The sequence below is a fragment of the Aureimonas sp. AU12 genome (assembly GCF_001463705.1).
In the GTDB taxonomy this organism is placed as follows: domain Bacteria; phylum Pseudomonadota; class Alphaproteobacteria; order Rhizobiales; family Rhizobiaceae; genus Aureimonas.
The window spans coordinates 137,711-158,741 of the sequence record NZ_BBWH01000021.1; the positions used below are offsets into that span (position 1 = coordinate 137,711).

A 21,031-nucleotide genomic window follows, 5' to 3' on the forward strand; every position below is an offset into this window, starting at 1 on the left:
TCGACCGAAGGCGGCGAGGCACACGCCGAAGGCCATTCGCATCCTTCGGGCGCTGATCAGGACGAACCATCGCTTGTGAGCGTCGCCCATCGACGCTCACAAGCAGGCAATCGCATTTCGAGGGTGCCGCCGCCGCCCTGTCGCATCGGTCGCATGGACAGGGCGGCATGACCCGCCATCTAGCGGCGGAATGAACGCCCAGACCCCCATCACGCGCCAAGCCGGTCTCGATCAACTCGACGCATTCCTTCGCGAAGGCGCGGCGGATTACGCGTCGATGCGCAACACCGATCTGGGCCCGGCCGCCCATCCGACCACATCGGCTCTCTCGCCCTACCTGCGACGGCGCCTTCTGACCGAACACGAGGTCGTCGCGGCGGTGCGCTCGGCCTTGGGCGAACGCGCGGCCGAAAAATTCACGTCGGAGGTGTTCTGGCGGACCTATTTCAAGGGTCATCTCGAAACGCATCCCGCTGGCTGGAGCGACACGCTGGCCCTCATCGCGGCGGGTCGCGAGCGTCTCGACGCGGAGCCGGGCCTGCGCCGCGCGCATGCGGCTGCCGTCGAAGGGCGGACAGGCATCGACTGCTTCGATGCCTGGGCCCGTGAACTCGTCGAGACGAACTGGCTGCACAACCATGCGCGCATGTGGTTCGCCTCGATCTGGATCTTCACCCTCCGCCTCCCCTGGGCGCTCGGTGCGGCGTTCTTCCTGCGTCACCTCGTCGATGGCGATCCCGCCAGCAACACCCTGTCATGGCGCTGGGTGGCGGGGCTGCACACGCGTGGGAAACACTATGTGGCGCGCGCCGAGAACATCCGGCGCTACACGGCAGGCCGTTTCGATCCCGCAGGGCTCGACGAGAACCCGCACTCGCTCGACGAGGAGCGGCCGCCGCGCGAGACGGCACTCCTTGCAGCCGACGCGGTGCCTTCCGGCGATGTCGCCTTGCTGCTGCATCTCGACGACCTGAGCCCGGAGACGCTCCCGATCGGCGGCCGCGTGCGCTGCGTGGCCGGTCTCCTCGCCCATGCCGACGATGCGGCGGAACCGGTGCGGGCCGCGGACCGAGCGGCGATGCGCGACGGATTGGAACGCGCCGCCAGCCGGTTCGACTGTCCCATCGTTCCGTTCGCGGACGGCTGGGCGGACGGTCTGCCGGTGGTGACGCCCTGGGCGCCGATCGGCCCCACGGCATCGGCGCTGCAACCCGGCGTGCTGCGGATCCGGCGGTTGTGGGACGAGGTCGCCTGGCCCCAATCGAGCCGCGGTTTCTTCCGGCTCCGCTCGGCCATTCCCGCGGTGCTCGACGCTTGCGCCGTGCCCGAACACGCCTGATTGGCGGAAGCGTCGGGACAGGCCCGCGTGTCGCCGGCCCAAGACCGCCCTCGATGCGCTGAGGGCGATCCTGGCGCCCGCTGGATCGGTAATTCCGCGACCGAAGCTTGGCCTGTGCCCACGCAACCCGACGCCGTTCACCTCCGACGGAGGCTGGCGCCATGTGTCTGGCGCCGACACGCTCGCGTCTTCGCTGCCGGCACGACTGCCCGTCGGCACTAGATGCATCTGCCCGTCGCTGCGGCGACGGTTGCCTCCGATCATTCCGGCGGCTTGCTCGCCATCGCCATCGCCATCGCCATCGCCATCGCCATCGCCATCGCCATCGCCATTGCTGCCGTCCGCGGCGCAACGCTCACGCATTCCCTTTTCAGCGTCCCTTACCATTTTCAGTTTGGAACTCTTCGAACCTTGTAAGCGGAGGATGCCTCCGTATATGTTTCGACGGAGTGCGCCGGTATCCGTGCGGTCGTGTCTTGTGCCTGTGGAAGGCCGGGGCGATCCCGGTCGGCGCAGAACGACGGGGGACAGCATGGCCCATTCCATTCAACTGACCATCAACGGAGAGGAGCGCCGGATCGATCTCGACGATCCGCGCGTGACGCTTCTCGACCTCCTGCGCGAGAGGCTGGACCTCACCGGGACGAAGAAGGGCTGCGATCGCGGTCAGTGCGGGGCCTGCACGATCCTCGTCGACGGCCGGCGCATCAATTCGTGTCTGGCGCTGGCGCTCAGCCACGACGGCGCCGCCGTCACCACCATCGAGGGCTTGGCGGAGAACGGCGTGCTGCATCCCGTCCAGGCCGCCTTCATCGAGCATGACGGCTTCCAGTGCGGCTTCTGCACGCCCGGCCAGATCATGAGCGCCGCCGGCCTCATCGCCGAGAACCAGGCCGGGAGCGATCCCGAACGTGTGCGCGAGGGGATGAGCGGCAATCTCTGCCGCTGCGCCGCCTATGCCGGCATCACCGAGGCGGTGCTCGATGCCGGGAACCGGATGAACGTCTCCGCAGGGGAGAAGGCGGCATGAAGAGCTTCGACTATGTACGGCCGGCGACGATCGCCGAGGCCGTGATCGCCGCGGCCGAACCGGATACGGCGTTTCTCGCCGGCGGCACCAATCTTCTCGATCTGATGAAGGGCGGCATCGCCCGTCCCGGCCGGCTGGTCGATATCACCCGTCTGCCGGGTCTGGGCAGCGTCGACTGGGAGGCCGATGGCTCGGTGCGCATCGGCGCCCTCGTGCGCAACGCCGACCTCGCGCACGACCAACGCTTTGCCGCACGCTTTCCGGCGGTCGCCGAGGCGCTCCTGTCGGGGGCGTCGGGGCAGTTGCGCAACGCCGCGACGGCGGGCGGCAACCTGATGCAGGAAACCCGCTGTCGCTACTTCTACGACACGGCCAGCGCCTGCAACCGGCGCGAGCCCGGCAGCGGGTGCGACGCCCTGGAGGGGATCAACGACGGGCACGCGGTGCTCGGATGGAGCCGAGCCTGCATCGCCACGCATCCGTCGGACTTCTGCGTTCCGCTCGCCGCGCTTGGTGCGATCGTCGAACTCGAGGGCGTGTCCGGGCGCCGGCAGGTGCCCCTCGCGCAGTTCCATCGCCTGCCCGGCGAGACGCCTGACGTCCGCACGGTGTGCGAGCCCGGCGAGATGATCGTCGCGGTGCTGCTGCCGCAGGATGCCGGAGCCTTTGCCGGCCATTCGCGCTACCTCAAGGTTCGCGAGCGCACGTCCTATGCCTTCGCGGTCGTATCCGCGGCGGTGGGCCTCGATCTCGAGAGCGGGCGCATCCGCGAGGCGCGCGTCGCGCTCGGCGGCGTCGCGGCCCGGCCCTGGCGCTGCGAGGCGGCCGAAGCCGTTCTCGCCGGCGCAGAGCCCGGTCGCAACGTCTTCGAGCGCGCCGCGAGGGCCGCTCTCGACGGCGCCGCACCCTCCGGCGACAACGCCTACAAGATCGCCCTTGCCGAGCGCATCGTCGCGCGGGCGCTCAGCCTCGCGGCGGCGGGAACGCCGGACCGCCTTCCGGCGCTTCCGGCCTCGCCCTTCGCCCCCCAGCCCAAAGGTGCCCTCCATGTCTGAGATGACGTTGAACGAGACGGGGCCGCGCCGGCGGCACGGGTCCAATATCGGCCAGCCCCTGACGCGGCGCGAAGGCATGCTGAAGGTGACCGGCGCGGCGACCTTTGCGGCCGACAATCATCCGGCGGGCCTGCTCTATGCGGTCGTCGCGACGAGTTCGATCGCGCGGGGACGCGTGACCTTCCTCGACGAGGCCGCGGCGCGGGCGCATCCGGGCGTCGTGGAGGTGATGACGCCTTCGAACCGGCCGCCGCTCGCCTCCGACCCGGACGAGAAGTCGAACCCCTTCATGTTCCGGATGGATCTCCTGCAGAACGCCAGCGTCCGCTATCCCGGACAGCCGATCGCGCTCGTGGTGGCCGAGACGCTGGAGGCGGCGACGGAAGGGGCGGCGCTCCTGGCGCCGCGCTACGAGGCCGAAACCGCGCGCATCGGCCTCGATGGCGCCGAGAGCTTCTCGCCCGCCGTGGTCGGGGCGGGGAACCCCGCCTTCGCCGAGACCGGCGATCTCGATGCGGAGCTCGCCGCGTCGGACCACCGCGTCGAGGCGGTCTACGAGACGCCGGCGCAGTACCATAACGCCATGGAGCCGCACGGCGTCGTCGCCAGTTGGGATGGCGACAAGCTTTTTCTGGACATGCCGACGCAGGCCCTCGCGATGGCCCAGCAACGCATCGCCGGCCTGTTCGGCATCGCGCCCTCGGACATCCACATCAGGAGCCCGTTCCTCGGCGGCGGTTTCGGCTCGAAGGGCTTCCCGGCCGGGCCGCAAATCCTCGGTATTCTTGCGGCGCGTGCCACCGGCCGCCCGGTCAAGCTGGTGCTGCGGCGCGAGCAGATGTTCGGGCCCGTCGGCCACCGCGCCCCGACGCGCCAGACCTTCAACCTCGGCGTCTCGCAGGACGGGGCATTGCGGGCGATCGGCAACCACACGCGCACGGCCTCCAGCACCTTCGACGACTTTCTCGAGCCGGCCGCCGATGTCGCCCATACGCTCTATGCGAGCCCCGCCATCCGCACGAGCTACGATGCCGTGCGCCTCGACACCGGCACCCCGCTCTTCATGCGCGCACCCGGCGAGGCCAGCGGCTCGATCACGCTGGAAAGCGCCATCGACGAGGCGGCCTGGGCGGTGCGCATGGATCCGCTTGAGTTCCGGCTGAAGAACTATGCCGAAGCCGAGCCGATCTCCGGCAAGCCCTTCTCGTCGAAGTCGCTGCGGGACTGCTATCGGCTGGGCGCCGAACGCTTCGGCTGGCAGGGACGCCCGCTCGAGCCGCGCGCGCGGCGCGACGAGGCCGGTCTCCTCGTCGGCACGGGCGTCGGTACAGCGACCTTCCCGGCGCTGATGTTCCAGGCGAACGCCCGCGCCACCATCCACCGCGACGGAACCGGTATGGTCGAGATCGGTGCCCACGACATGGGGCAGGGTGCGTGGACGGCGCTGGCGCAGATCGCGGCAGACGCGCTCGGGCTCGGCATCGACGAGGTCGAGTTCCGCTCCGGCACCTCCGACCTCCCCGATGCCGGGATCGCCGGCGGCTCCGGCCACACCGCGACGGCGGGCATGGCGCTGCATGCGGCCGGCGGCAACGCCATCGCAAGGCTCGCCGAGATCGCCACCGCCGACGAGCGCTCGCCGCTCTTCGGCGCGGGCAACGTCGGCATGCTCGCGGTGGGCGGACGACTGGTGCGGCGCGACGACGAGAGCCGCGGCGAGAGCTTCGCGGCGATCCTCCAGCGCGCCGGACTCGACAAGATCATGGCGGAGGGCAAGAGCGCCGGCGATCCGGCGGCGCAGGAGGCCTACGCCATGCACGCGCACGGCGCGGTCTTCGCCGAGGTGAAGGTCGATCCCGATCTCGGACAGATCCGGGTCAGCCGCCTCGTCGGCGCGTTTGCGGCCGGGCGCATCATCAACCCGCGGATGGTGGAGAGCCAGCTTCTCGGCGGAATGGTCTGGGGCGTGTCCTTCGCCCTGCACGAACGGGCGCTCACCGATCCCCGCACAGGCCGGATCATGAATGCCGACCTCGCCGAGTACCATATCCCGGTGAATGCCGACGTGCCGTCGATGGAGGCGATCCTCGTGCACGAGGACGATCCGCACGTGAACGCCCTCGGCATCAAGGGCGTCGGCGAAATCGGCATTACCGGCACGGGTGGCGCGATCGCCAACGCGATCTGGCACGCGACCGGCAAGCGCATCCGCCGCTTCCCGATCGGCCTCGCCGACCTTCTCGACTGAGGCGGGCATGGGACTGCGCGGGGCCGGCTGTTCGACGAGCGTGCCGGCCCCTCGATTATCCTGGCGTGTCACGCGATGTTGCGGCTTCGTGATGCGCCGCACCGGCGGGCTCGTCTCCAACGGACGCCGCACCGGGGATGCCTGCTGGACGACCTCGGGATCAAGCGAGGCGTCCAGCCTGGGCTCCCGCTTCTCAGCCCTGATCGGGGCGCTCAACCTCCAGTCCGTACGTCGCGATGGCGTTGCCGGCGAACAATTCATACTGGGACAGTGGAGCGAAGTCGGCGACGATCGTCTTGAAGCCGCGGTAGAGCGTGTCGAAGTCGACGCAGAGGCTGTCGACGGGAAAGTTGCTGGCGAACATCGCGCGCTCGGTCCCGAAGATGGCGATCGCTTCGCGGACGATCCGGCGGTTGTCCTCCACCGTCCAGGGGATGCCGGGGCGGCCGAAGCCGGAAATCTTCACCCGCATGGTCTCCGCTCTGGCCATGCGTTCGAGCCCCCGGCGCCAGGCCAGGAGGCCCTCCTCGCTGCGGTCGGCGGGGAGGCAGAGATGATTGAGGACGATCGTCGTGTCCGGGAAATCCAGCGCCAGCTGCAGCGCCTCCTCGCCATTCCACCACGGGGTCTGCAGGTCGAAATGCAGCCCGAGCGGCGCGAGACGGGCGAAGCCTTGCCGCCATCGCTCGGACGACATCAGGGTGCGCTCTCGGCCCACCGCGTCCGGAGAGGCGGGGCCGCCCGGCTTGTGGCGCACCGATCGCACGAGCGGCGAGGCCGCGTAAGCGGACAGGAGTTCGGCCACGTCCTCCCGGTCCAGCCAGGCCTGTGCCACCACCGCGTTCGGCAACCCGTGCTCTTGCGCCAGTCCCTCGGCGTAGCGCACTTCGCCGAGCGGGTCCGCGGGATCCCACTCCGTCTCCACATAGACGGAGGCGACGACATGGTGCTCGCGCGCCAGGCGACGATATTCGGGCGGCAGGAACGGTCGCCGGATCGCCGCGTAGTCGCCATAACGGAACGGGATGACGCCTGCGTCCGTCAGCCAGGGGTGATGGTTGCGCACGGGATCCCAGAAATGCTGGTGGGCATCCACCACCGGACCGTCGTAGAGGGCCGGCGCCGTGCTCATCGCGTCGCCTCCGCCACCGTCGGACGGCGTCCACCGAGATCGATCAGCAGCGTGGCGACCACGTAGAGGCCGGCTGCGGCGGCGAAGAAGGCGAGAACGCTGCCGTAGGACTGGTTGGAGACGTCGAGGATCCAGCCGATCAGAACCGGGATGATGATCCCCGAGATGGATCCCGCGCAATTCATCGCACCGCCCACGAAGCCGACCTTGTCGGCCGGCGCCAGCACCGGCGGGAAGCTCCAGTAGAGGCTGCCCCACAGCAGGAAGAAGGCCGTCACCGAGAGAAGCAGCACGGCATGGACGGGATCGACGACGCGCGGCAAGGCCAGGAGCGAAAGTGCGGCAACGAGGCCGGACAGGGCGAGCATCGTCTTGGCCACGCGCCCGCGCCGGTATCCCCTGTTGACCAGAGCGTCTGCCAGAAACCCACCGGTCAGCGAACCGGCGGCGCCGCACAGGAAGATCACGAAGGTCGCGTAGCCCATCGCCTTCAGATCCATGCCGCGCGCCGCCGACAGGTAGCTCGGACCCCAGGTGATCAGGCCGAAGAACACGGTGGCCCAACCGAAGCGACCGATGCAGAGCGCCGCGAGGGAGCGCCGCGACAGGTGCCTCGGCGCTTCTGCGGTCCCGGCCTTCGCGGGGCCCGAGGCGCGGATCTGCGCCAGTTCCGCGGCGTTCACGCCGGCATGATCCTCCGGGCGATCGCGCAGATACCACCAGGACAGGATGCCCATGCCGATCGTCACGAGGCCCGCGAGCAGGAACGCCAGACGCCAGGAGCCCAACGTCAGGATCAGCCACGAGATCACGATGCCGCCGATGGCCGCTCCCAGAGGACCGCCGCAGTCCATGATCACCGCGCCGCGTCCCCGCTCGCCCGGCGAGAGCCAGGACGCGTTCAGCTTTCCGCCGGCCGGAAACAGGGGCGCCTCCGCGCCGCCCAGCCCGACGCGCGTCAGGAGCAGCGACAGGCCCCCACTCGCCACCACGGCCAGGGACTGGAAGATCCCCCACAGAAGGGTGGCCGCGGTGACCATGACCCGGGGACCGAACCGGTCGATCAGCCATCCCGAGGGCAGTTGGAGGGCGGCGTAGCTCCAGAAGAACGACGACAGGATGAGCCCTTGCATCGTCGCTGAGAGCCCGAACTCCAAGGCGATCGTCGGCATGGCGATCGACAGGGCGACCCGGTCCACGAGATTGATCACGACGAGCGCGAAGATCACGAGAAAGATGCGCCAGCGGACCGTGCTGGCCTGCACGCCCGCGGGCGCGAGGGTGGTGGATGTCATCAGCTGTTTCCTCCCGGGAAACGGGACCCCGTACGCTTCCGCGTGGTCCCGAGCGGCGGAGCGATGCTCCTTCCGCATCGAACCTTCACCGGAAGCCGAGGCGAACGCTGGCTTCGGCCGCAACGCTAGCGGCGCACAACCCCGCTTCCCAATTCCGCTTTGCTATGGTGCGATGCCTTCTGGGCATCACGCATCGAAAGCGAAGTCGATGGAAAGCGGCGACATCCTCCTGCGGCGCGTGAAATCGAGCCATCTCGTGCTGCTTCTGGCTCTCGCCGAGCATGGAAGCCTGCGGCGCGCGTCGGAGGCGGCCGGCACCACGCAACCGGCGGCGACGCGGCTTCTGCGGGACCTCGAGGCCGCGATCGGCCAGACGCTCTTCCAGCGTCATCCCAAGGGCCTGCGGCCCACGCCCTACGGCGAGGTAATGATCCGCCATGCCCGTTCGATCCGCACCGAACTGGACCGCACCGCCAGCGAGATCGAGGCCTTGTCGTCGGGCTATGCCGGGGCGCTCCGCGTCGGCTCGATCCCCAGCGCCGTGCCGTTCCTCGTCGCGCGCGTGATCGCGAGACTGAAGCGCGAGCATCCGCGCCTCCGGATCTTCGTGGAGGTGGCGACCAGCAACATCCTGACGGCATCGCTGACACGGGGCAACCTGGATCTCGTGCTCGGGCGGGTCCTCGATGCCGGCAGCGGTTCCGCGTTCGTGATCCACGGCACGGTTGACGAGGATCTCCTCGTCTGCTGCCGGCGGGATCATCCGCTGCGCGAGGCGGGCGGGCGCGCGAGCTGGGCCGAGCTGTCGCGCTGGCCCTGGGTCGTCCTGCCGGCGGGTTCGCCCATGCGGCAGATCCTGTCGAGCGCCTTTCGCGGGGGTGGCGCGTCCGAGCCGGACGACGTGACGGAAACGGCATCGTTCCTCATGATCATCTCGATCCTGGCGCAGAGCGACGCGGTCGCCCTGCTGCCGAGAGACGTGCTGCTCAGCGCCTTCGGCCGTCCGACGATCGACGCGCTTGCGGTCGATCACCACCCGCGCATGGGCCCCTACACGGTGTTGACGCGCCGCGACCGCGAGCGTGAGATCTCCGTGGACCTCTTCATCGAGGCTCTGAACGAGACCATCCTCGAGCGGGCCGGGATGGACGACGAAGGGCGATCTCTCGACCCGTGAAACCGACCGCGACCTTCGGCCCGTGTCACCTCACGCTGGATCGAGGGCGGGGATCATGGCGAAGACGAAGGCTGTCTCATCGTCTGCAACATGCCGACCGACGATGATGCGATGATCGTAGGTCATGATGCCGACGCCATCGATGACCTCGGGCAGAAGGCCCACGCGCGCCATGAGCGCCCCCGTTCAGGCGGCCTGCACGAGATGGCCCGGCGAGACTTCCGTGTAGCTGCGCGCCGGTGGTTCGTAGCCGAGGGGGCGGATCGGGCTCGTCAGTTCCTCGGCGGCGATCAGGCGCTTCATGCGCCGTCGCTCCGGGTCCGGCACCGGGACGGCCGCCATCAGCTTCTTCGTATAGGCATGCTGTGGGTTCTCGAAGATCGCGCGGCGCGGGCCGATCTCGACGATCTCGCCGAGATACATCACGGCGACGCGGTGGCTCATGCGCTCCACCACCGCCATGTCGTGGCTGATGAAGAGATAGGCGAGGCCCAACTCCTCCTGCAGCTCCAGAAGCAGGTTGCAGACCTGCACCTTGATCGACACGTCGAGCGCCGACACCGCCTCGTCGGCGACGATGACCTTGGGTTTCAGCGATAGGGCGCGCGCGATGGCGATGCGCTGGCGCTGGCCGCCGGAGAACTCGTGCGGGTAGCGGTCCATCGCCTCGGGGCCGAGGCCGACGCGCTGGAGGAGATCGGCGACGGTCTCGCGCGCCTGGGCTCTCGTGCCCAGGCGATGGGCGAGGAAGGGTTCGGCGATCGTCTCGCCGACGCTCATGCGCGGGTTGAGCGAGGCGAACGGGTCCTGGAAGATCATCTGCGCGCTCTGGCGCATGCGGCGCAGTTCGGCCGGTGACAGGGCGCGCACGTCGTAGCCGTCGAGTTCGATGCGGCCCGAGACCGGCTCGACCAGCCGGATCACCGAACGACCCGTGGTGGATTTGCCGCAGCCCGATTCGCCCACGATCGACAGGGTTTCCCCGGTGCGAAGGTCAAAGGAGACGTTCTGCACCGCATGCACCGATCCGCTCTGGCGGCCGAAAAAGCCCGAGCGGACGGGAAAGCGCGTCACCAGATTGCGCACGCTGAGGACCGGCGAGCCCTCAGACCCGCGGTCCGAGACGAGAGGCGCGGGTTCCACGGCGAGCCCGGTCTGCGCGTCGACCACCGGAAAGCGGCGGGGCAGGGGTTCGCCGTTCATCGAGCCGAGGCGCGGCACGCTGGCCAGAAGCGCGCGGGTGTAGGGCTCGGCGCCGCGCCGGAAGATCGCCTCGGTGGTGCCGGCCTCGACGACCTCGCCTTGGAGCATGACGAGCGTGCGATCGGCGATCTCCGCGACGACGCCCATGTCGTGCGTGATGAAAAGGACCGACATGCCCTCCTCGTCCTGCAGCGTCTTGATGAGGTCGAGGATCTGGCCCTGGATCGTCACGTCGAGCGCGGTGGTCGGCTCGTCCGCGATCAGAAGCTTGGGCCGCGACGCCAGCGCCATCGCGATCATGACGCGCTGGCGCATGCCGCCGGAGAACTGGTGGGGATAGGCGTCGAAACGGGTCGCGGCGTTGGGGATGCGGACCTTGTCCAGCGTGCGGATCGTCTCCGCCTTCGCGTCGGCCGCGCCGAGGCCGCGATGGCGGACCAGAACCTCGGAGATCTGCCGTCCGATCGTGAAGACCGGGTTGAGGCTCGTCATCGGCTCCTGGAAGATCATCGCGATCTCGTTGCCGCGCACGTCGCGCATCCGGCGCTCGGGCAGGGCGAGAAGGTCGCGCCCGCCCATGACCGCCGAGCCCTCGGTGCGGCTGGCCTTGGCCTGGAGGAGGCGCATGATCGCCAGCGAGGTGACGCTCTTGCCGGAGCCGGACTCGCCGACGATCGCCACCGTCTCGCGCGGCAGGACATCGAAGGACACGCCCTTCACCACCGGCTTCCAGCCGCCGGACGCGGGGAAGGAGACCCGGAGGTCGCGCACCGACAGGATCGGCTCGGGGGTCATCGGCAGATCCTTCCTCATCGTCCCACGGCATAGGCCTGCATCAGGCGCGGCGTCGCCGCGGCCCTCAGCAGTCCGGAAGGGTCGCGCTGCGCGGCCGTCAGCCGGCCGATGCTCCAGGGGTCGGAGACCGTGAGGCGGTGGCCGCGCCGCTCCAGTTCCGCCAGCGTCGCCTCGCCGAAGGAGCGCTCGATCGTCAGGTTGCCGGGCTCGCGGGTGCGCGGATGAAACGAGCCGGGAAAATGCGTGGTGTGGAACAGCGGCTGGTCGATCGTCGCCTGCAGGTCGCCGCCATGGTGGACGTAGCGCAGGAAGAACGAGAGCTGCCACTGGTCCTGCTGGTCGCCGCCGGGCGTGCCGAAGGCGAGGCGTCGCCCGTCCTCGTGGACGGCGAGCGAGGGGGTCAGCGTGGTGCGCGGGCGCTTGCCGGGCGCCAGCGAGGTCGGCAGGTCCGGCGTCATCCAGAACATCTGGGCGCGCGAGTTCAGGCAGAAGCCAAGGCCGGGAATGATCGGCGAGGACTGGAGCCAGCCGCCCGACGGCGTTGCCGACACCATGTTGCCCCAGCGGTCGATCACGTCGATATGCACGGTGTCGCCGCGCTTTTCCGACAGGTGCGACATGGTGGGTTCGTAGACCGCGCCGGCCGTCATGCCCTCCGCGTTCAGCATCGCCATGGTGCGATCGTGCAGCGCCTCGAAGCCCGGCAGCCGGCCGGCGTCGAGATCGGTGGACGCCCGGTCCATGCGGATCAGCCTGCGCCGCTCGGCGTTGTAGGCGTCCGACAGGAGCCGTTCCATCGGCACGTCGGAAACCAGAGGATCGCCGTAATAGACGTCGCGGTCGGCAAAGCTCAGCTTCATCGCCTCGGCCACGACATGGACGAAATCGGGCCCCTGCGTGTCCATGGCCGCGATGTCGAAGCCCTTGAGCAGCGCCAGGCACTGGAGCAGCACCGGCCCCTGGCCCCAGCTCTGCGTCTTGGCGACGCTCCAGCCCTCGTAGTCGTAGAGCTGCGGCGCTTCGACATGGGCGGCATAGCCGGCGAGATCGTCGGCGCTCAGCACGCCGCGATGGCGCTTACCGCTGCCGTCCATCACCTCCGCCGTCGCCAGATAGTCGGCGATCGCCTCGGCGACGAAGCCGCGATAGAAGGCATCGCGCGCCGCCTCGATGCCGGCCTCGCGCTCGCCGGCCGCATCGGCCGCTTGCGCGATGCGCCGCCACGTCTGCGCGAGCGCGGGGTTGCGGAAGAGGGAGAGCGGCTCGGGCGCCGTGCCGCCGGGAAGCCAGGTCTCGTGCGAGGTCGGCCATTCCGTCTCGAAGAAGCCGGCCAGTCCCTTGATCGTCGCCGAGACGCGCGCCAGGGTCGGATGGCCCTCGGCGGCGTAGAAGATCGCGGGCTCCAGCACCTCGCGCACGCTCATCGTGCCGTAGTCGCGCAGCATCAGCATCCAGGCGTCGAATGAGCCGGGAATGACGGTCGCCAGCAGCCCGTTGCCGGGAATGATCGCGAGCCCCTCGTCGCGGTAGTGCTCCAGCGTCGCGCCAGCGGGTGCGGCGCCCTGGCCGCAGATGACCTCGGTGCGGCCGGTGGCGGCGCTGTAGACGATCGCGGGAAGATCGCCGCCCGGCCCGTTCAGGTGCGGCTCGACGACCTGCAGCACGAAGCCCGTGGCGACGGCCGCGTCGAAGGCGTTGCCGCCGCGCTCCAGGATGCTCATGCCGACCGCCGAGGCGATCCAGTGCGTGGACGCGACGGTGCCGAAGGTCCCGAGGATTTCGGGGCGGGTGGTGAAGGGCGTGGCGGTGCGGGGGATCATGGGAAACTCGAAGCTTTCGGATCAGGATTCGCGCGGATCGAGCGCATCGGCGAGACCGTCGCCGAGCAGGTTGAAGGCGATCACGACGGTGAAGATCGCGGCCCCCGGCGACAGCGCCATCCACGGCGCCTGACCGAGGAAGTTCTTGGCGGTGTTGAGCATCGAGCCCCAGGACGCGGCGGGGGGCTGCTGGCCGAGGCCGAGAAAGGAGAGCGAGGCCTCGGCGATGATCGCGGTGGCGATGGTCAGCGTCGCCTGCACCACGATGGGCGGCAGCACGTTGGGGAAGATGTAGCGCCAGAGGATGCGCGGATGGCGAAGCCCCACCGAGCGCGCGCCCTCCACGTAGTCCTCGGTCTTGACGGCCAGCACCTGACCGCGCGTCAGCCGCACGAAGACCGGCATGGCGGAAAGGCCGATCGCGATCATCGCATTGCCGAGCGAGGGGCCGAGAAAGGCCGCGAGCGCGATGGCGAGGATGAGGAAGGGCAGGGCGAGGAAGGCTTCCGTCAGCCGCGATACGATCTGGTCGAGCCAGCCGCCGAAATAGCCGGACAGGAGGCCGATGGGCACGCCGATCCCCACCGCGATCAGCACGGACACGATGCCCGCCGAGAGCGAGGCGCGGGTGCCCCAGACGAGCCGCGACAGGATGTCCCGGCCGATCTCGTCGGTGCCGAGCCAGTGCGCGGCCGAGGGCGCTTTGCGGATCGCGGTCCAGCTCGTGGCGTTCGGATCGGGCAGCGGAAGCAGCGGCGCCAGAAGAGCGGCGATCGCGAAGAAGGCGACGATGACGAGGCCGACGAGGGCGCCGCGATTGGCGGCGAGCTTGCGCCAGGAGCGGCGCAGCGGCGTGTCGCGCAGGGCCTTGGCGCGGGCAAGATCGGTGGTGGCGAGGCTCACAGGGCGGTCCTCATGCGCGGGTTGAGGAGGACGTAGAGAATGTCGGCCAGAAGGTTCATGGCGATGAAGCCGACCGCCGTGCAAAGGACGACGCCCTGCACCACCGCGTAGTCGCGGTTGAACACGGCATCGACGATCAGCTTGCCGAAGCCGGGAATGGTGAAGATCTGCTCGGTGAGGACGGCGCCGGCCAGAAGGTCGCCGAACAGCAGCGCCGAGAGGGTGACCACCGGCAGGAGCGCGTTGCGGAAGCCGTGGCCGAGCACGACCTCGCGCGGACTGAGCCCCTTGGCGCGGGCGGTGCGCACGTAGTCGGCCTTCAAAGCGCCGAGCATGGCGGAGCGCGTGTGACGCATCAGCGTGGCGGCGAGCGGCGTCGAGAGCACGAAGGCCGGCATGATCATGGTCTCGAGCGCGCGCAGTGGGTCGGTAAAGAGCGGCGCGTAGCCCGAGGCGGGCAGCCAGCCGAGATTCACCGACACGAGGAGGATGAGCATGATGCCGAGCCAGAAGTTCGGCACCGACAGGCCCGACAGGGCGACGAGGTTGGCTGCCACGTCGAGGGCGGAGTTCTTGTGCACGGCGGCGAGGATGCCGGCGGGAATGCCGATGCCCATGGCGAGAATCATCGCCAGCACCGCGAGCTGGATCGTCACCGGCAACTTTTCGAGGATGAGGTCGGTCACCGGCTGGTTGGTGCGCAGCGAAATTCCGAGATCGCCGCGCAGGAGATCGCCGAGCCAGTAGAGATACTGCCAGACGATGGGATCGTTCAGGCGATACTTCTCGCGCAGGAACTCCAGCGTCGCGGGATCGCGCTCCTCGCCGGCCAGCGCCAGGATCGGATCGCCCGGCAGCAGCTTCTGCAGAAGGAACACGAAGACCGACACGATCAGAAGGGTCGGGATCGCGAGGAGAAGGCGCTTGGCGACGATCGACAACATGGCGGGGCCCGATCTCGTGGAGGATTCCGGCGGCGGCATCGATCGCCGCCGCCGGGCCTGCGGCAGGGGTCAGTCGGCGTTGTTCATGCCGCGCAGGCGGATGAGCCCGTCGGGATAGGGCGTGAAGCCGGTCACCCCGGCGTCGAAGGCGTAGATGTAGGACTGGTTGCCGAGATAGATGATCGGCAGATCGTCCTGCATGATGGCGTTGGCGGCGTCGTACTTGGCCTTGCGCGCGACCGGGTCGGTGATCGTGCGGGCGTCGTTCAGCAAGGCATCGAGCGCCGGGTTGCAGTATTTGACGTCGTTCTGCCCGCCCGCGCAGGTGATGAACTGGTGGATGTTGCCGTCGGGGTCGAGGCGGCCCGACCAGTCGGAGCGCGAGATCTGGAAGTCGCCCGAGCTCTGGGCGGCCAGCAGCGTGGTGAACTCGGTCGCCTGCAGCGAGACGTTGAAGCCGGCCTCGGCGACCATGGACTGGATCACCTGCATTGCCTGCAGCGTCACCGGCACGTTGGCGGCCTGCAACTGCACGTCGACCGAGGTGACGCCGGCCTCGGCCATCAAGGCCTTGGCCTTCTCGATGTCGCGCGCGGGCACGGGATGAGCCTTATCGAACCACGGGCTCTCGGGCGGGAAAGGCTGGTTGCCGGCGGCCTGCGTGCCTTCGTAGACGACCTGGTTGATCGCATCGCGATCGATCGCCAGCGAGAAGGCCTGACGCACGCGCTTGTCCTTGCCGAGCGGATTGTCGGCCCGCGCGCCGTTGGCGACGTTGACGTAGAGCGCCTGATAGCCGAGCCCGATCACCGTCTCGCTCTTCAGGCCGGCATCCGCCTTGACGGCCGCTGCGTCGCTGGCGGCGACGCGCTCGACCATGTCGAGATCGCCCGAGCGCAGGTTGGCGAGGCGCACCGTCGTGTCGGGGATGGGCAGGTAGGTGACGCGCTCCAGCGGATAGGCGGCGGCGTCCCAGTGCTCGGCGAACTTTTCGAGGACGATGCGGTCCTGCTGGATGCGCTCGACGAAGCGATACGGCCCGGAGCACACCGGACTGGCGCCGAAGTTGGCGCCCGTGGCCGCCGCGGCCTTCGGCGACACCATCATGCCCGCCCGGTCCGACAGCTGCGCGAGGAGCGAGACGTCGGGCGTGCCGAGCGTGAAGGTCACCTGATAGGGGCCCGTCGCCGCGACGCTGGCGACGGAGGCCAGCTCGCTCTTGCGGCGCGACTCCGGCAGCGTCTTCATGCGCTCGATATTGTAGACGACGGCCTTGGCGTCGAAGGGCTCGCCGTCATGGAATTTGGCGTCCTGGCGCAGGTTCATGACGAGGCTGCGGGCGTCGTCCGACCAGGTCCAGTCGGTGGCGAGCTGCGGCACGATCTGGAGGTCGGTCGAGATGTCCACGAGCTTGTCGCACAGGGCCGCATAGACGATGCGCCCGACGAAGGTGCGCGACTGCGCGGGATCGAGAACGTCGGCGTCGTCGCCGAGGCCGATCGTCAGGCTGGCGGCGGCGGCGGGACCGGCGAGGGCGGCCGAGAGAAAGAGGCAAGCAGCAAGGCGTCGAAGGCTCATGGCGTCTGGCTCCGGTTGGGAGAGGGGGCGTTTCAGGCAGGTTCGGTCCGGCTCGCCGGACGATCGATGGGGACGGGGTGGGCGAGCGCCGCCGCGACGCTTTCGAGCGCCGGTTCGAGCGAGGTCTGGCGGATCAGGATCTCCTGGATGAGCAGCAGGTGCTCGCGCATCGCCTCGCCCGCCCGCGCCGGATCTCGCGCTTCGATCGCGTCGATGATGGTTTCGTGCTGGCCGCGCGTGGTCTCGCGGGAATTGGCGAGTGTGCGGGCGCGCTCGCGCACGCTGCGCCAGCTATCGTCCTGGCGAATGCGGTTGACGATGTCGAAGAGGCCGAGAAACAGGCGATTGCGGGCGCTCGAGGCGATCTGGCGATGCAGGGCGCCGTCCCAAAGCTCGCGCGCATCGGCGTCCGCGGTCTGGTTGATCCGCGCCAGATGCTCGCGCATCCGCGCGATCTCCTCGGGCTGGGCCCGAAGGGCCGCAAGCTGTGTCAGCGGCGGCTCGATGCGGAGCCGCACCTCCATGATCTCCATGAAATCCGCCGCGGTGATCAACGGATCGCCGGCATCCGTGGCGGTCGGCACCGGCCGACGGCCGGTATAGGTGCCCGATCCCTGACGGCGCCAGACGACCCCTTCGGCCTCCAGGACTTCGAGCGCCCGCCGCACGGCGCTGCGACTGACCTCGAGCCGCTCCGACAGCGCCCGCTCCGTCGGCAGGCGCGTCTCCTCGGTGCTGGCGAGGCCCGACAGGAGATCGCGAATGCGCTCCAGAGCCATCGTGGAATTTTCGGGCGGTGCCAGAACCATGGAATGGGCCAAACCAATTCGGATTGGTTCAGTTGGGTTCATTTCGTTGGAGATGTCAACGACGTGACGCTCAAAAATTAGAGCGGCCTATAATAGCAGCACATTGGCGGATCTCAGAGCGATGTGGCGGGAGGATCGGTGTTCGACAGGGTCGCTGCAGGTGCGAGCGACAGCGGGGCTCTCGCATCCATCGCGATCTGCATAGGCGTCACCGTTGGCCGTAGGCTCCGATCCTTGGTGGTTCAAACCTGCAAGCGTCGCCGAGCGTCGGGTTGGGGCGGAGGTTCTGGGAGGGGAGCAGGTGCCGAACGTGCGCCGCTGTTCGACCCGATCGAGACGCGCATTGTGGCCTGCATCCGGGCCGGGGCGATGGTTCGTTCCAACATCCGATGCGGTATCGTCCGCCCATCACGACGTCGGCGACGCCGACAGAAGTCGTGCGTCGCCGCTTGATCGATTGCTCGTCGTCCGCGCCGATCCCCTTGCGTGATCGCGGAGGGAGAGAGACGCCCCGCGCTCCGTTCAGACGCGGGCGAGCCCGTCCTCGAACGCATCCACGATCTCGTCGACCTCGCCGGTTCCCAGCGTCAGCGGCGGCGAGATGATGAACGTGTCCGCGAGGTTGCGGATGAGGACGCCGCGCTCGCGGCAATGGTCGGCGATGCGGGCGCCGACATTCTCGCCGAGATCGAAGGGCTGTTTGGTCTCGGGGTCCGAGACCAGCTCGACGCCGATCATCAGGCCGAGGCCGCGCACGTCGCCGAGGATGGGATGGCGGGTCTGCACGTCCTTCAGCCGTTCGAGGAAGTAGGCGCCGACGCGGCCGGCATTCTCGGGGAGGTTTTCCTCCACTACGATCTTGATGTTGGCGATGGCGGCGGCGCAGGCCAGCGGATGGCCTGCATAGGTGTTGCCGTGGAAGAAGGCGGCCGGGCTGAACTGCGCGTCGTCGTCGGTGATGAAGGCATCGGCGACCTTGGCGTTCATCATCGTCGCGCCGAGCGGCACGTAGCCGCTGTTGATGCCCTTGGCGAAGTTCATGATGTCGGGCTTCACGCCCCAATGCCGCGAGCCCATCATCGAGCCCAGACGCCCGAAGCCGGTGACGACCTCGTCTGCGATGAAGAGGATGTCGTGGCGGTCGCAGACCTCGCGCACCAGCGGCCAGAAGTTGGCCGGCGGCACGATGACGCCGCCCGCGCCCTGCACCGGCTCGGCGATGAAGGCGCCCACCGTGTGAGGGCCCTGATAGGCGATCTCGCGCTCCAGAAGCTCGGCGCAGAGGCGCCCCAGCGCCTCGTGGTCGTCGGTGAAGGGGTTGCGGTAGAGATGCGGCGTCTCGACCTGGAAGAAGCCGGGCACCAGCGGCTCGTAGGCCTCGCGATAGGCCGTTGTGCCGTTGGCCGAGAGGGCGCCGAGCGTGACGCCGTGATAGGCGCGCTTCAACGAGACGATCTTGGTGCGCGTCGGCTGGCCGCGCTGGCGCCAGTACTGGCGCACCAGCTTGAACGACGCCTCCGCCGCCTCCGAGCCGCCCGACGAGAAGAAGGCGCGCACCATGCCTTCCGGCTCGGTCATCTCGCACAGGAGGTCGGCGAGCTCGACCGCCGGCGTCACCGTGGTTCCACCGAAGACGGAATAGTAGCTGATCTTGTCGAGCTGGTCGCGGATGGCCGCCTTGATCTCGTCCCGCCCATGGCCGACGTTGACGTTCCAGAGCCCGGCCTGCCCGTCGATGTAGCGCTTGCCCGTCCGATCGAAGACATGAACGCCCTCGCCGCCGACGATCTCCAGCGGCGGGTTCTTCGCTAGGTGTGTCACGTTGGCGAAGGGGTAGAGCATGGAGCGGGTGAGCGTATCGTTGTGGTTCTTGGCTCTATCCAGCATGACGGCGATCGACCTTGTTGGGAGACGAGGAGGTTGCGGGTTCTGCGTGCGCGCCGTTCCATGGGACACCCTGCGGAAGGTCAGGGGCACGACGGGACGGCTACGGGATCGATGTTCGGGGAAAGGCTAAGCTGAACGTGAAATTCAGTCAAACGACCAAAAACGAGGGAAGCGGGGATCCAGCGCCGGCGCCTCTCGTGCGCAGCACGCCAAAAAGCGCGGAGACCCGCGCGCGCATCATCGAGGGCGCGATCCGCTCGCTGGAGACGCACGGGATCGCCGAGGTGACGACGCGCCGGATCGCGGCGGCTGCAAACGTCCAGCTCGCGACGCTTCACTACCATTTCGACAGCAAGGAAGCCCTGCTCCTGGCGGTTCTCGACCGGTTGAACGCCGCGATGATCGAGGCGCTTCGCCAGATCGGGCGTGACCTCGCCATCGAGGCGCGGCTGGACGCGCTGATCCGCGCCTCCTGGCGCCACGTGACCTCGACGCGCGACAAGCAGATCGCCCAGATCGAACTGACGCTCTTCGCCCTGCGCTCGGTGGGAACGCAATGGCTCGCGGCGCGCCAGTACGAGGCCTATGTCGCCGTCTATGCCGATCTCCTCATCGACGGGATCGAGCTTCCGCGCGCCGAGGCCGAGCGGGCGGCGCTGGCGCTCGGACGTTTCATCCTCTGCGGGCTGGACGGGCTGATCCTCCAGTCCTTCTCGCTGCGCGACGAGGCGGCGGCGCAGGCCGGTATCGACGCGCTGGCCGTGGCGGCCCGCGACCATTTTCGCCGCCTGACCGCCACGCCTCACGCTTGAAGGCTGCCGCCTACTTCTGAAGGTCCGTCCAGATCGCCGTATAGATCTTCTGCGCTTCGGGCGGGCAGGTGACCTGGAACGAGCCGGCGGCCTTGTAGGCTTCGGGAATGTCGATCTCCGCGGCGTCCTTCATGTCGGCCGGCATGAAGGCCTCCGAGCCCTTGATGCCGTTGCCGTAGCGCGCGAAGGCCGAGATCATCGCGGCATTCTCGGGATCCATGATGAAGTTCTGGAAGAGCTTGGCGTTCTCGGTGTTCTTGGCGTCGGCGAGGACGACGACGCTGTCCATGAAGATCGGATAGCCCTCCTTGGCGTAGCCGTAGACGATGTCGGGGTTCTGCAGTCGCGAGCGGAACGAAGCGCCGTTCCAGTTGGTGCCGGCCGCGATGTCGCCCTTGGCGAACTTCTCGACCGTGCCGTAGTCCATCGACAGCCAGAAGGGCTTGGCCGCCACTAGCTTGTCGCGGACCTTCTTTAGGACCTCCTTGTCCGAGGTGCATGGCTCGCCGCCCACATAGCGGATGGCCAGATGCATCACGTCGATCATCTCGGGCAGGACGTTGATCTTGCCCTTCAACGCCTCGGGCGGATCGAGGAAGATCGCCGACGTGTTGGGATCGCCCGAATAGACGCTCTTGTTGACCGTGATCGACGTTGTGCCCCACTGCCAGGGCACGGAATAGTGGTGGCCGGGATCGAAGGGCACGTCGACCCACCGGTCGTCCATGTTCTTGTAGTTCGGCATCTGGTCCGGCCGGGTCTCGGTCAGAAGACCTTCCGAGATCCAGACGGGCACGTAGGAGGCCGAGGGCACCACGATGTCGAAGCCGTGACCGCCGGCCTTCACCTTGGCGAGCGCCACGTCGTTGGAATCGTAGTCGGTGACGGTGACCTTCACTCCGAACTCGGTCTCGAACTTCTTGATGAGTTCGGGGCTCGTGTAGTTGCCCCAGTTGTAGATGTTGAGTTCGCCCGCCGCCATGGCGGGGCTGGCAAGGCCGGCG

General features: G+C 68.5%; 18 protein-coding genes. 7 read left to right on the forward strand and 11 right to left on the reverse strand.

Annotation, left to right across the window (positions count from 1 at the left end):
* Positions 1 to 190 precede the first annotated feature (190 nt).
* The 5 genes from AUL33_RS08380 (at position 191) to AUL33_RS08400 (ending at position 5,672) form a co-directional block, all read left to right on the forward strand.
* Positions 191 to 1,339, forward strand: coding sequence for an FAD-binding domain-containing protein (locus AUL33_RS08380; RefSeq protein ID WP_062206495.1), 1,149 nt, complete (start codon positions 191 to 193; stop codon positions 1,337 to 1,339).
* 222 nt (positions 1,340 to 1,561) lie between these two features.
* Positions 1,562 to 1,756 (forward strand): hypothetical protein, encoded by a 195-nt coding sequence (locus AUL33_RS08385; RefSeq protein ID WP_062206497.1) that lies wholly within the window; start codon positions 1,562 to 1,564, stop codon positions 1,754 to 1,756.
* Positions 1,757 to 1,871: 115 nt separating this feature from the next.
* Positions 1,872 to 2,369 carry a (2Fe-2S)-binding protein gene (locus AUL33_RS08390; protein WP_062206505.1) on the forward strand — a complete coding sequence of 166 codons (498 nt, stop codon included), beginning with the start codon at positions 1,872 to 1,874 and terminating at the stop codon, positions 2,367 to 2,369.
* A complete protein-coding gene (locus AUL33_RS08395) occupies positions 2,366 to 3,424 on the forward strand; it encodes a xanthine dehydrogenase family protein subunit M (protein ID WP_062206508.1) in 1,059 nt (352 codons plus the stop codon). Before AUL33_RS08390 ends, AUL33_RS08395 begins: the two co-directional genes overlap by 4 nt.
* A complete protein-coding gene (locus tag AUL33_RS08400; protein ID WP_062206510.1) occupies positions 3,417 to 5,672 on the forward strand; it encodes a xanthine dehydrogenase family protein molybdopterin-binding subunit in 2,256 nt (751 codons plus the stop codon). Before AUL33_RS08395 ends, AUL33_RS08400 begins: the two co-directional genes overlap by 8 nt.
* Before the next feature lie 193 nt (positions 5,673 to 5,865).
* Here AUL33_RS08400 and AUL33_RS08405 read toward each other — a convergent pair whose 3' ends face one another.
* Positions 5,866 to 6,804 carry an amidohydrolase gene (locus tag AUL33_RS08405; RefSeq protein ID WP_082652430.1) on the reverse strand — a complete coding sequence of 313 codons (939 nt, stop codon included), beginning with the start codon at positions 6,802 to 6,804 and terminating at the stop codon, positions 5,866 to 5,868.
* The gene (locus AUL33_RS08410) at positions 6,801 to 8,099 is read right to left on the reverse strand and encodes an MFS transporter (RefSeq protein WP_062206512.1); all 1,299 of its coding nucleotides are present in this window, start codon (positions 8,097 to 8,099) and stop codon (positions 6,801 to 6,803) included. Before AUL33_RS08410 ends, AUL33_RS08405 begins: the two co-directional genes overlap by 4 nt.
* Before the next feature lie 208 nt (positions 8,100 to 8,307).
* On the opposite strand from AUL33_RS08410, the gene AUL33_RS08415 reads away from it, so the two are divergent.
* Positions 8,308 to 9,276 carry a LysR family transcriptional regulator gene (locus AUL33_RS08415; RefSeq protein WP_062206514.1) on the forward strand — a complete coding sequence of 323 codons (969 nt, stop codon included), beginning with the start codon at positions 8,308 to 8,310 and terminating at the stop codon, positions 9,274 to 9,276.
* A 30-nt stretch (positions 9,277 to 9,306) separates the two neighbouring features.
* On the opposite strand, the gene AUL33_RS22090 is transcribed toward AUL33_RS08415, so the two are convergent.
* The 8 genes from AUL33_RS22090 to AUL33_RS08450 all read right to left on the reverse strand — a co-directional run bounded on the left by AUL33_RS22090 (position 9,307) and on the right by AUL33_RS08450 (position 19,215).
* A complete protein-coding gene (locus AUL33_RS22090; protein WP_156419331.1) occupies positions 9,307 to 9,450 on the reverse strand; it encodes a hypothetical protein in 144 nt (47 codons plus the stop codon).
* A 12-nt stretch (positions 9,451 to 9,462) separates the two neighbouring features.
* The gene (locus AUL33_RS08420; RefSeq protein ID WP_062206516.1) at positions 9,463 to 11,274 is read right to left on the reverse strand and encodes an ABC transporter ATP-binding protein; all 1,812 of its coding nucleotides are present in this window, start codon (positions 11,272 to 11,274) and stop codon (positions 9,463 to 9,465) included.
* 14 nt (positions 11,275 to 11,288) lie between these two features.
* The gene (locus AUL33_RS08425) at positions 11,289 to 13,094 is read right to left on the reverse strand and encodes a gamma-glutamyltransferase family protein (RefSeq protein WP_062206518.1); all 1,806 of its coding nucleotides are present in this window, start codon (positions 13,092 to 13,094) and stop codon (positions 11,289 to 11,291) included.
* Positions 13,095 to 13,115: 21 nt separating this feature from the next.
* A complete protein-coding gene (locus tag AUL33_RS08430) occupies positions 13,116 to 13,997 on the reverse strand; it encodes an ABC transporter permease (RefSeq protein WP_062206519.1) in 882 nt (293 codons plus the stop codon).
* Positions 13,994 to 14,941 carry an ABC transporter permease gene (locus AUL33_RS08435; protein WP_062206521.1) on the reverse strand — a complete coding sequence of 316 codons (948 nt, stop codon included), beginning with the start codon at positions 14,939 to 14,941 and terminating at the stop codon, positions 13,994 to 13,996. The genes AUL33_RS08430 and AUL33_RS08435 overlap by 4 nt, the downstream gene beginning before the upstream one ends.
* A gap of 69 nt (positions 14,942 to 15,010) precedes the next feature.
* Complete coding sequence (locus AUL33_RS08440) at positions 15,011 to 16,519, reverse strand: ABC transporter substrate-binding protein (protein WP_062206523.1); 1,509 nt, start codon at positions 16,517 to 16,519, stop codon at positions 15,011 to 15,013.
* Positions 16,520 to 16,551: 32 nt separating this feature from the next.
* A complete protein-coding gene (locus AUL33_RS08445; RefSeq protein WP_374754413.1) occupies positions 16,552 to 17,298 on the reverse strand; it encodes a FadR/GntR family transcriptional regulator in 747 nt (248 codons plus the stop codon).
* A 552-nt stretch (positions 17,299 to 17,850) separates the two neighbouring features.
* On the reverse strand, positions 17,851 to 19,215 hold the full coding sequence (locus tag AUL33_RS08450) for an aminotransferase class III-fold pyridoxal phosphate-dependent enzyme (RefSeq protein ID WP_082652432.1): 1,365 nt from the start codon (positions 19,213 to 19,215) through the stop codon (positions 17,851 to 17,853).
* Between the two features lie 197 nt (positions 19,216 to 19,412).
* Between AUL33_RS08450 and AUL33_RS08455 the strand changes: the two genes are divergently transcribed.
* Positions 19,413 to 20,027, forward strand: a complete 615-nt coding sequence (locus tag AUL33_RS08455) for a TetR/AcrR family transcriptional regulator (protein ID WP_192843159.1) — start codon at positions 19,413 to 19,415, stop codon at positions 20,025 to 20,027.
* Between the two features lie 10 nt (positions 20,028 to 20,037).
* On the opposite strand, the gene AUL33_RS08460 is transcribed toward AUL33_RS08455, so the two are convergent.
* Positions 20,038 to 21,009, reverse strand: coding sequence for an extracellular solute-binding protein (locus AUL33_RS08460; protein WP_082652433.1), 972 nt, complete (start codon positions 21,007 to 21,009; stop codon positions 20,038 to 20,040).
* Between the last annotated feature and the right edge of the window lie 22 nt (positions 21,010 to 21,031).

What these genes read in the sequence shown, in the direction of transcription:
- AUL33_RS08415 (WP_062206514.1), top strand. Translation starts at nt 8,308, where the DNA reads ATGGAAAGCGGCGACATCCTCCTGCGGCGCGTGAAATCGAGCCATCTC.
- AUL33_RS08380 (WP_062206495.1), top strand. Translation starts at nt 191, where the DNA reads ATGAACGCCCAGACCCCCATCACGCGCCAAGCCGGTCTCGATCAACTC.
- AUL33_RS08390 (WP_062206505.1), top strand. Translation starts at nt 1,872, where the DNA reads ATGGCCCATTCCATTCAACTGACCATCAACGGAGAGGAGCGCCGGATC.
- AUL33_RS08445 (WP_374754413.1), bottom strand. Translation starts at nt 17,298, where the DNA reads ATGGCTCTGGAGCGCATTCGCGATCTCCTGTCGGGCCTCGCCAGCACC.
- AUL33_RS08400 (WP_062206510.1), top strand. Translation starts at nt 3,417, where the DNA reads ATGTCTGAGATGACGTTGAACGAGACGGGGCCGCGCCGGCGGCACGGG.
- AUL33_RS08420 (WP_062206516.1), bottom strand. Translation starts at nt 11,274, where the DNA reads ATGACCCCCGAGCCGATCCTGTCGGTGCGCGACCTCCGGGTCTCCTTC.
- AUL33_RS08395 (WP_062206508.1), top strand. Translation starts at nt 2,366, where the DNA reads ATGAAGAGCTTCGACTATGTACGGCCGGCGACGATCGCCGAGGCCGTG.
- AUL33_RS08410 (WP_062206512.1), bottom strand. Translation starts at nt 8,099, where the DNA reads ATGACATCCACCACCCTCGCGCCCGCGGGCGTGCAGGCCAGCACGGTC.
- AUL33_RS08435 (WP_062206521.1), bottom strand. Translation starts at nt 14,941, where the DNA reads ATGTTGTCGATCGTCGCCAAGCGCCTTCTCCTCGCGATCCCGACCCTT.
- AUL33_RS22090 (WP_156419331.1), bottom strand. Translation starts at nt 9,450, where the DNA reads ATGGCGCGCGTGGGCCTTCTGCCCGAGGTCATCGATGGCGTCGGCATC.
- AUL33_RS08385 (WP_062206497.1), top strand. Translation starts at nt 1,562, where the DNA reads ATGCATCTGCCCGTCGCTGCGGCGACGGTTGCCTCCGATCATTCCGGC.
- AUL33_RS08440 (WP_062206523.1), bottom strand. Translation starts at nt 16,519, where the DNA reads ATGAGCCTTCGACGCCTTGCTGCTTGCCTCTTTCTCTCGGCCGCCCTC.
- AUL33_RS08405 (WP_082652430.1), bottom strand. Translation starts at nt 6,804, where the DNA reads ATGAGCACGGCGCCGGCCCTCTACGACGGTCCGGTGGTGGATGCCCAC.
- AUL33_RS08460 (WP_082652433.1), bottom strand. Translation starts at nt 21,009, where the DNA reads ATGGCGGCGGGCGAACTCAACATCTACAACTGGGGCAACTACACGAGC.
- AUL33_RS08425 (WP_062206518.1), bottom strand. Translation starts at nt 13,094, where the DNA reads ATGATCCCCCGCACCGCCACGCCCTTCACCACCCGCCCCGAAATCCTC.
- AUL33_RS08450 (WP_082652432.1), bottom strand. Translation starts at nt 19,215, where the DNA reads ATGCTGGATAGAGCCAAGAACCACAACGATACGCTCACCCGCTCCATG.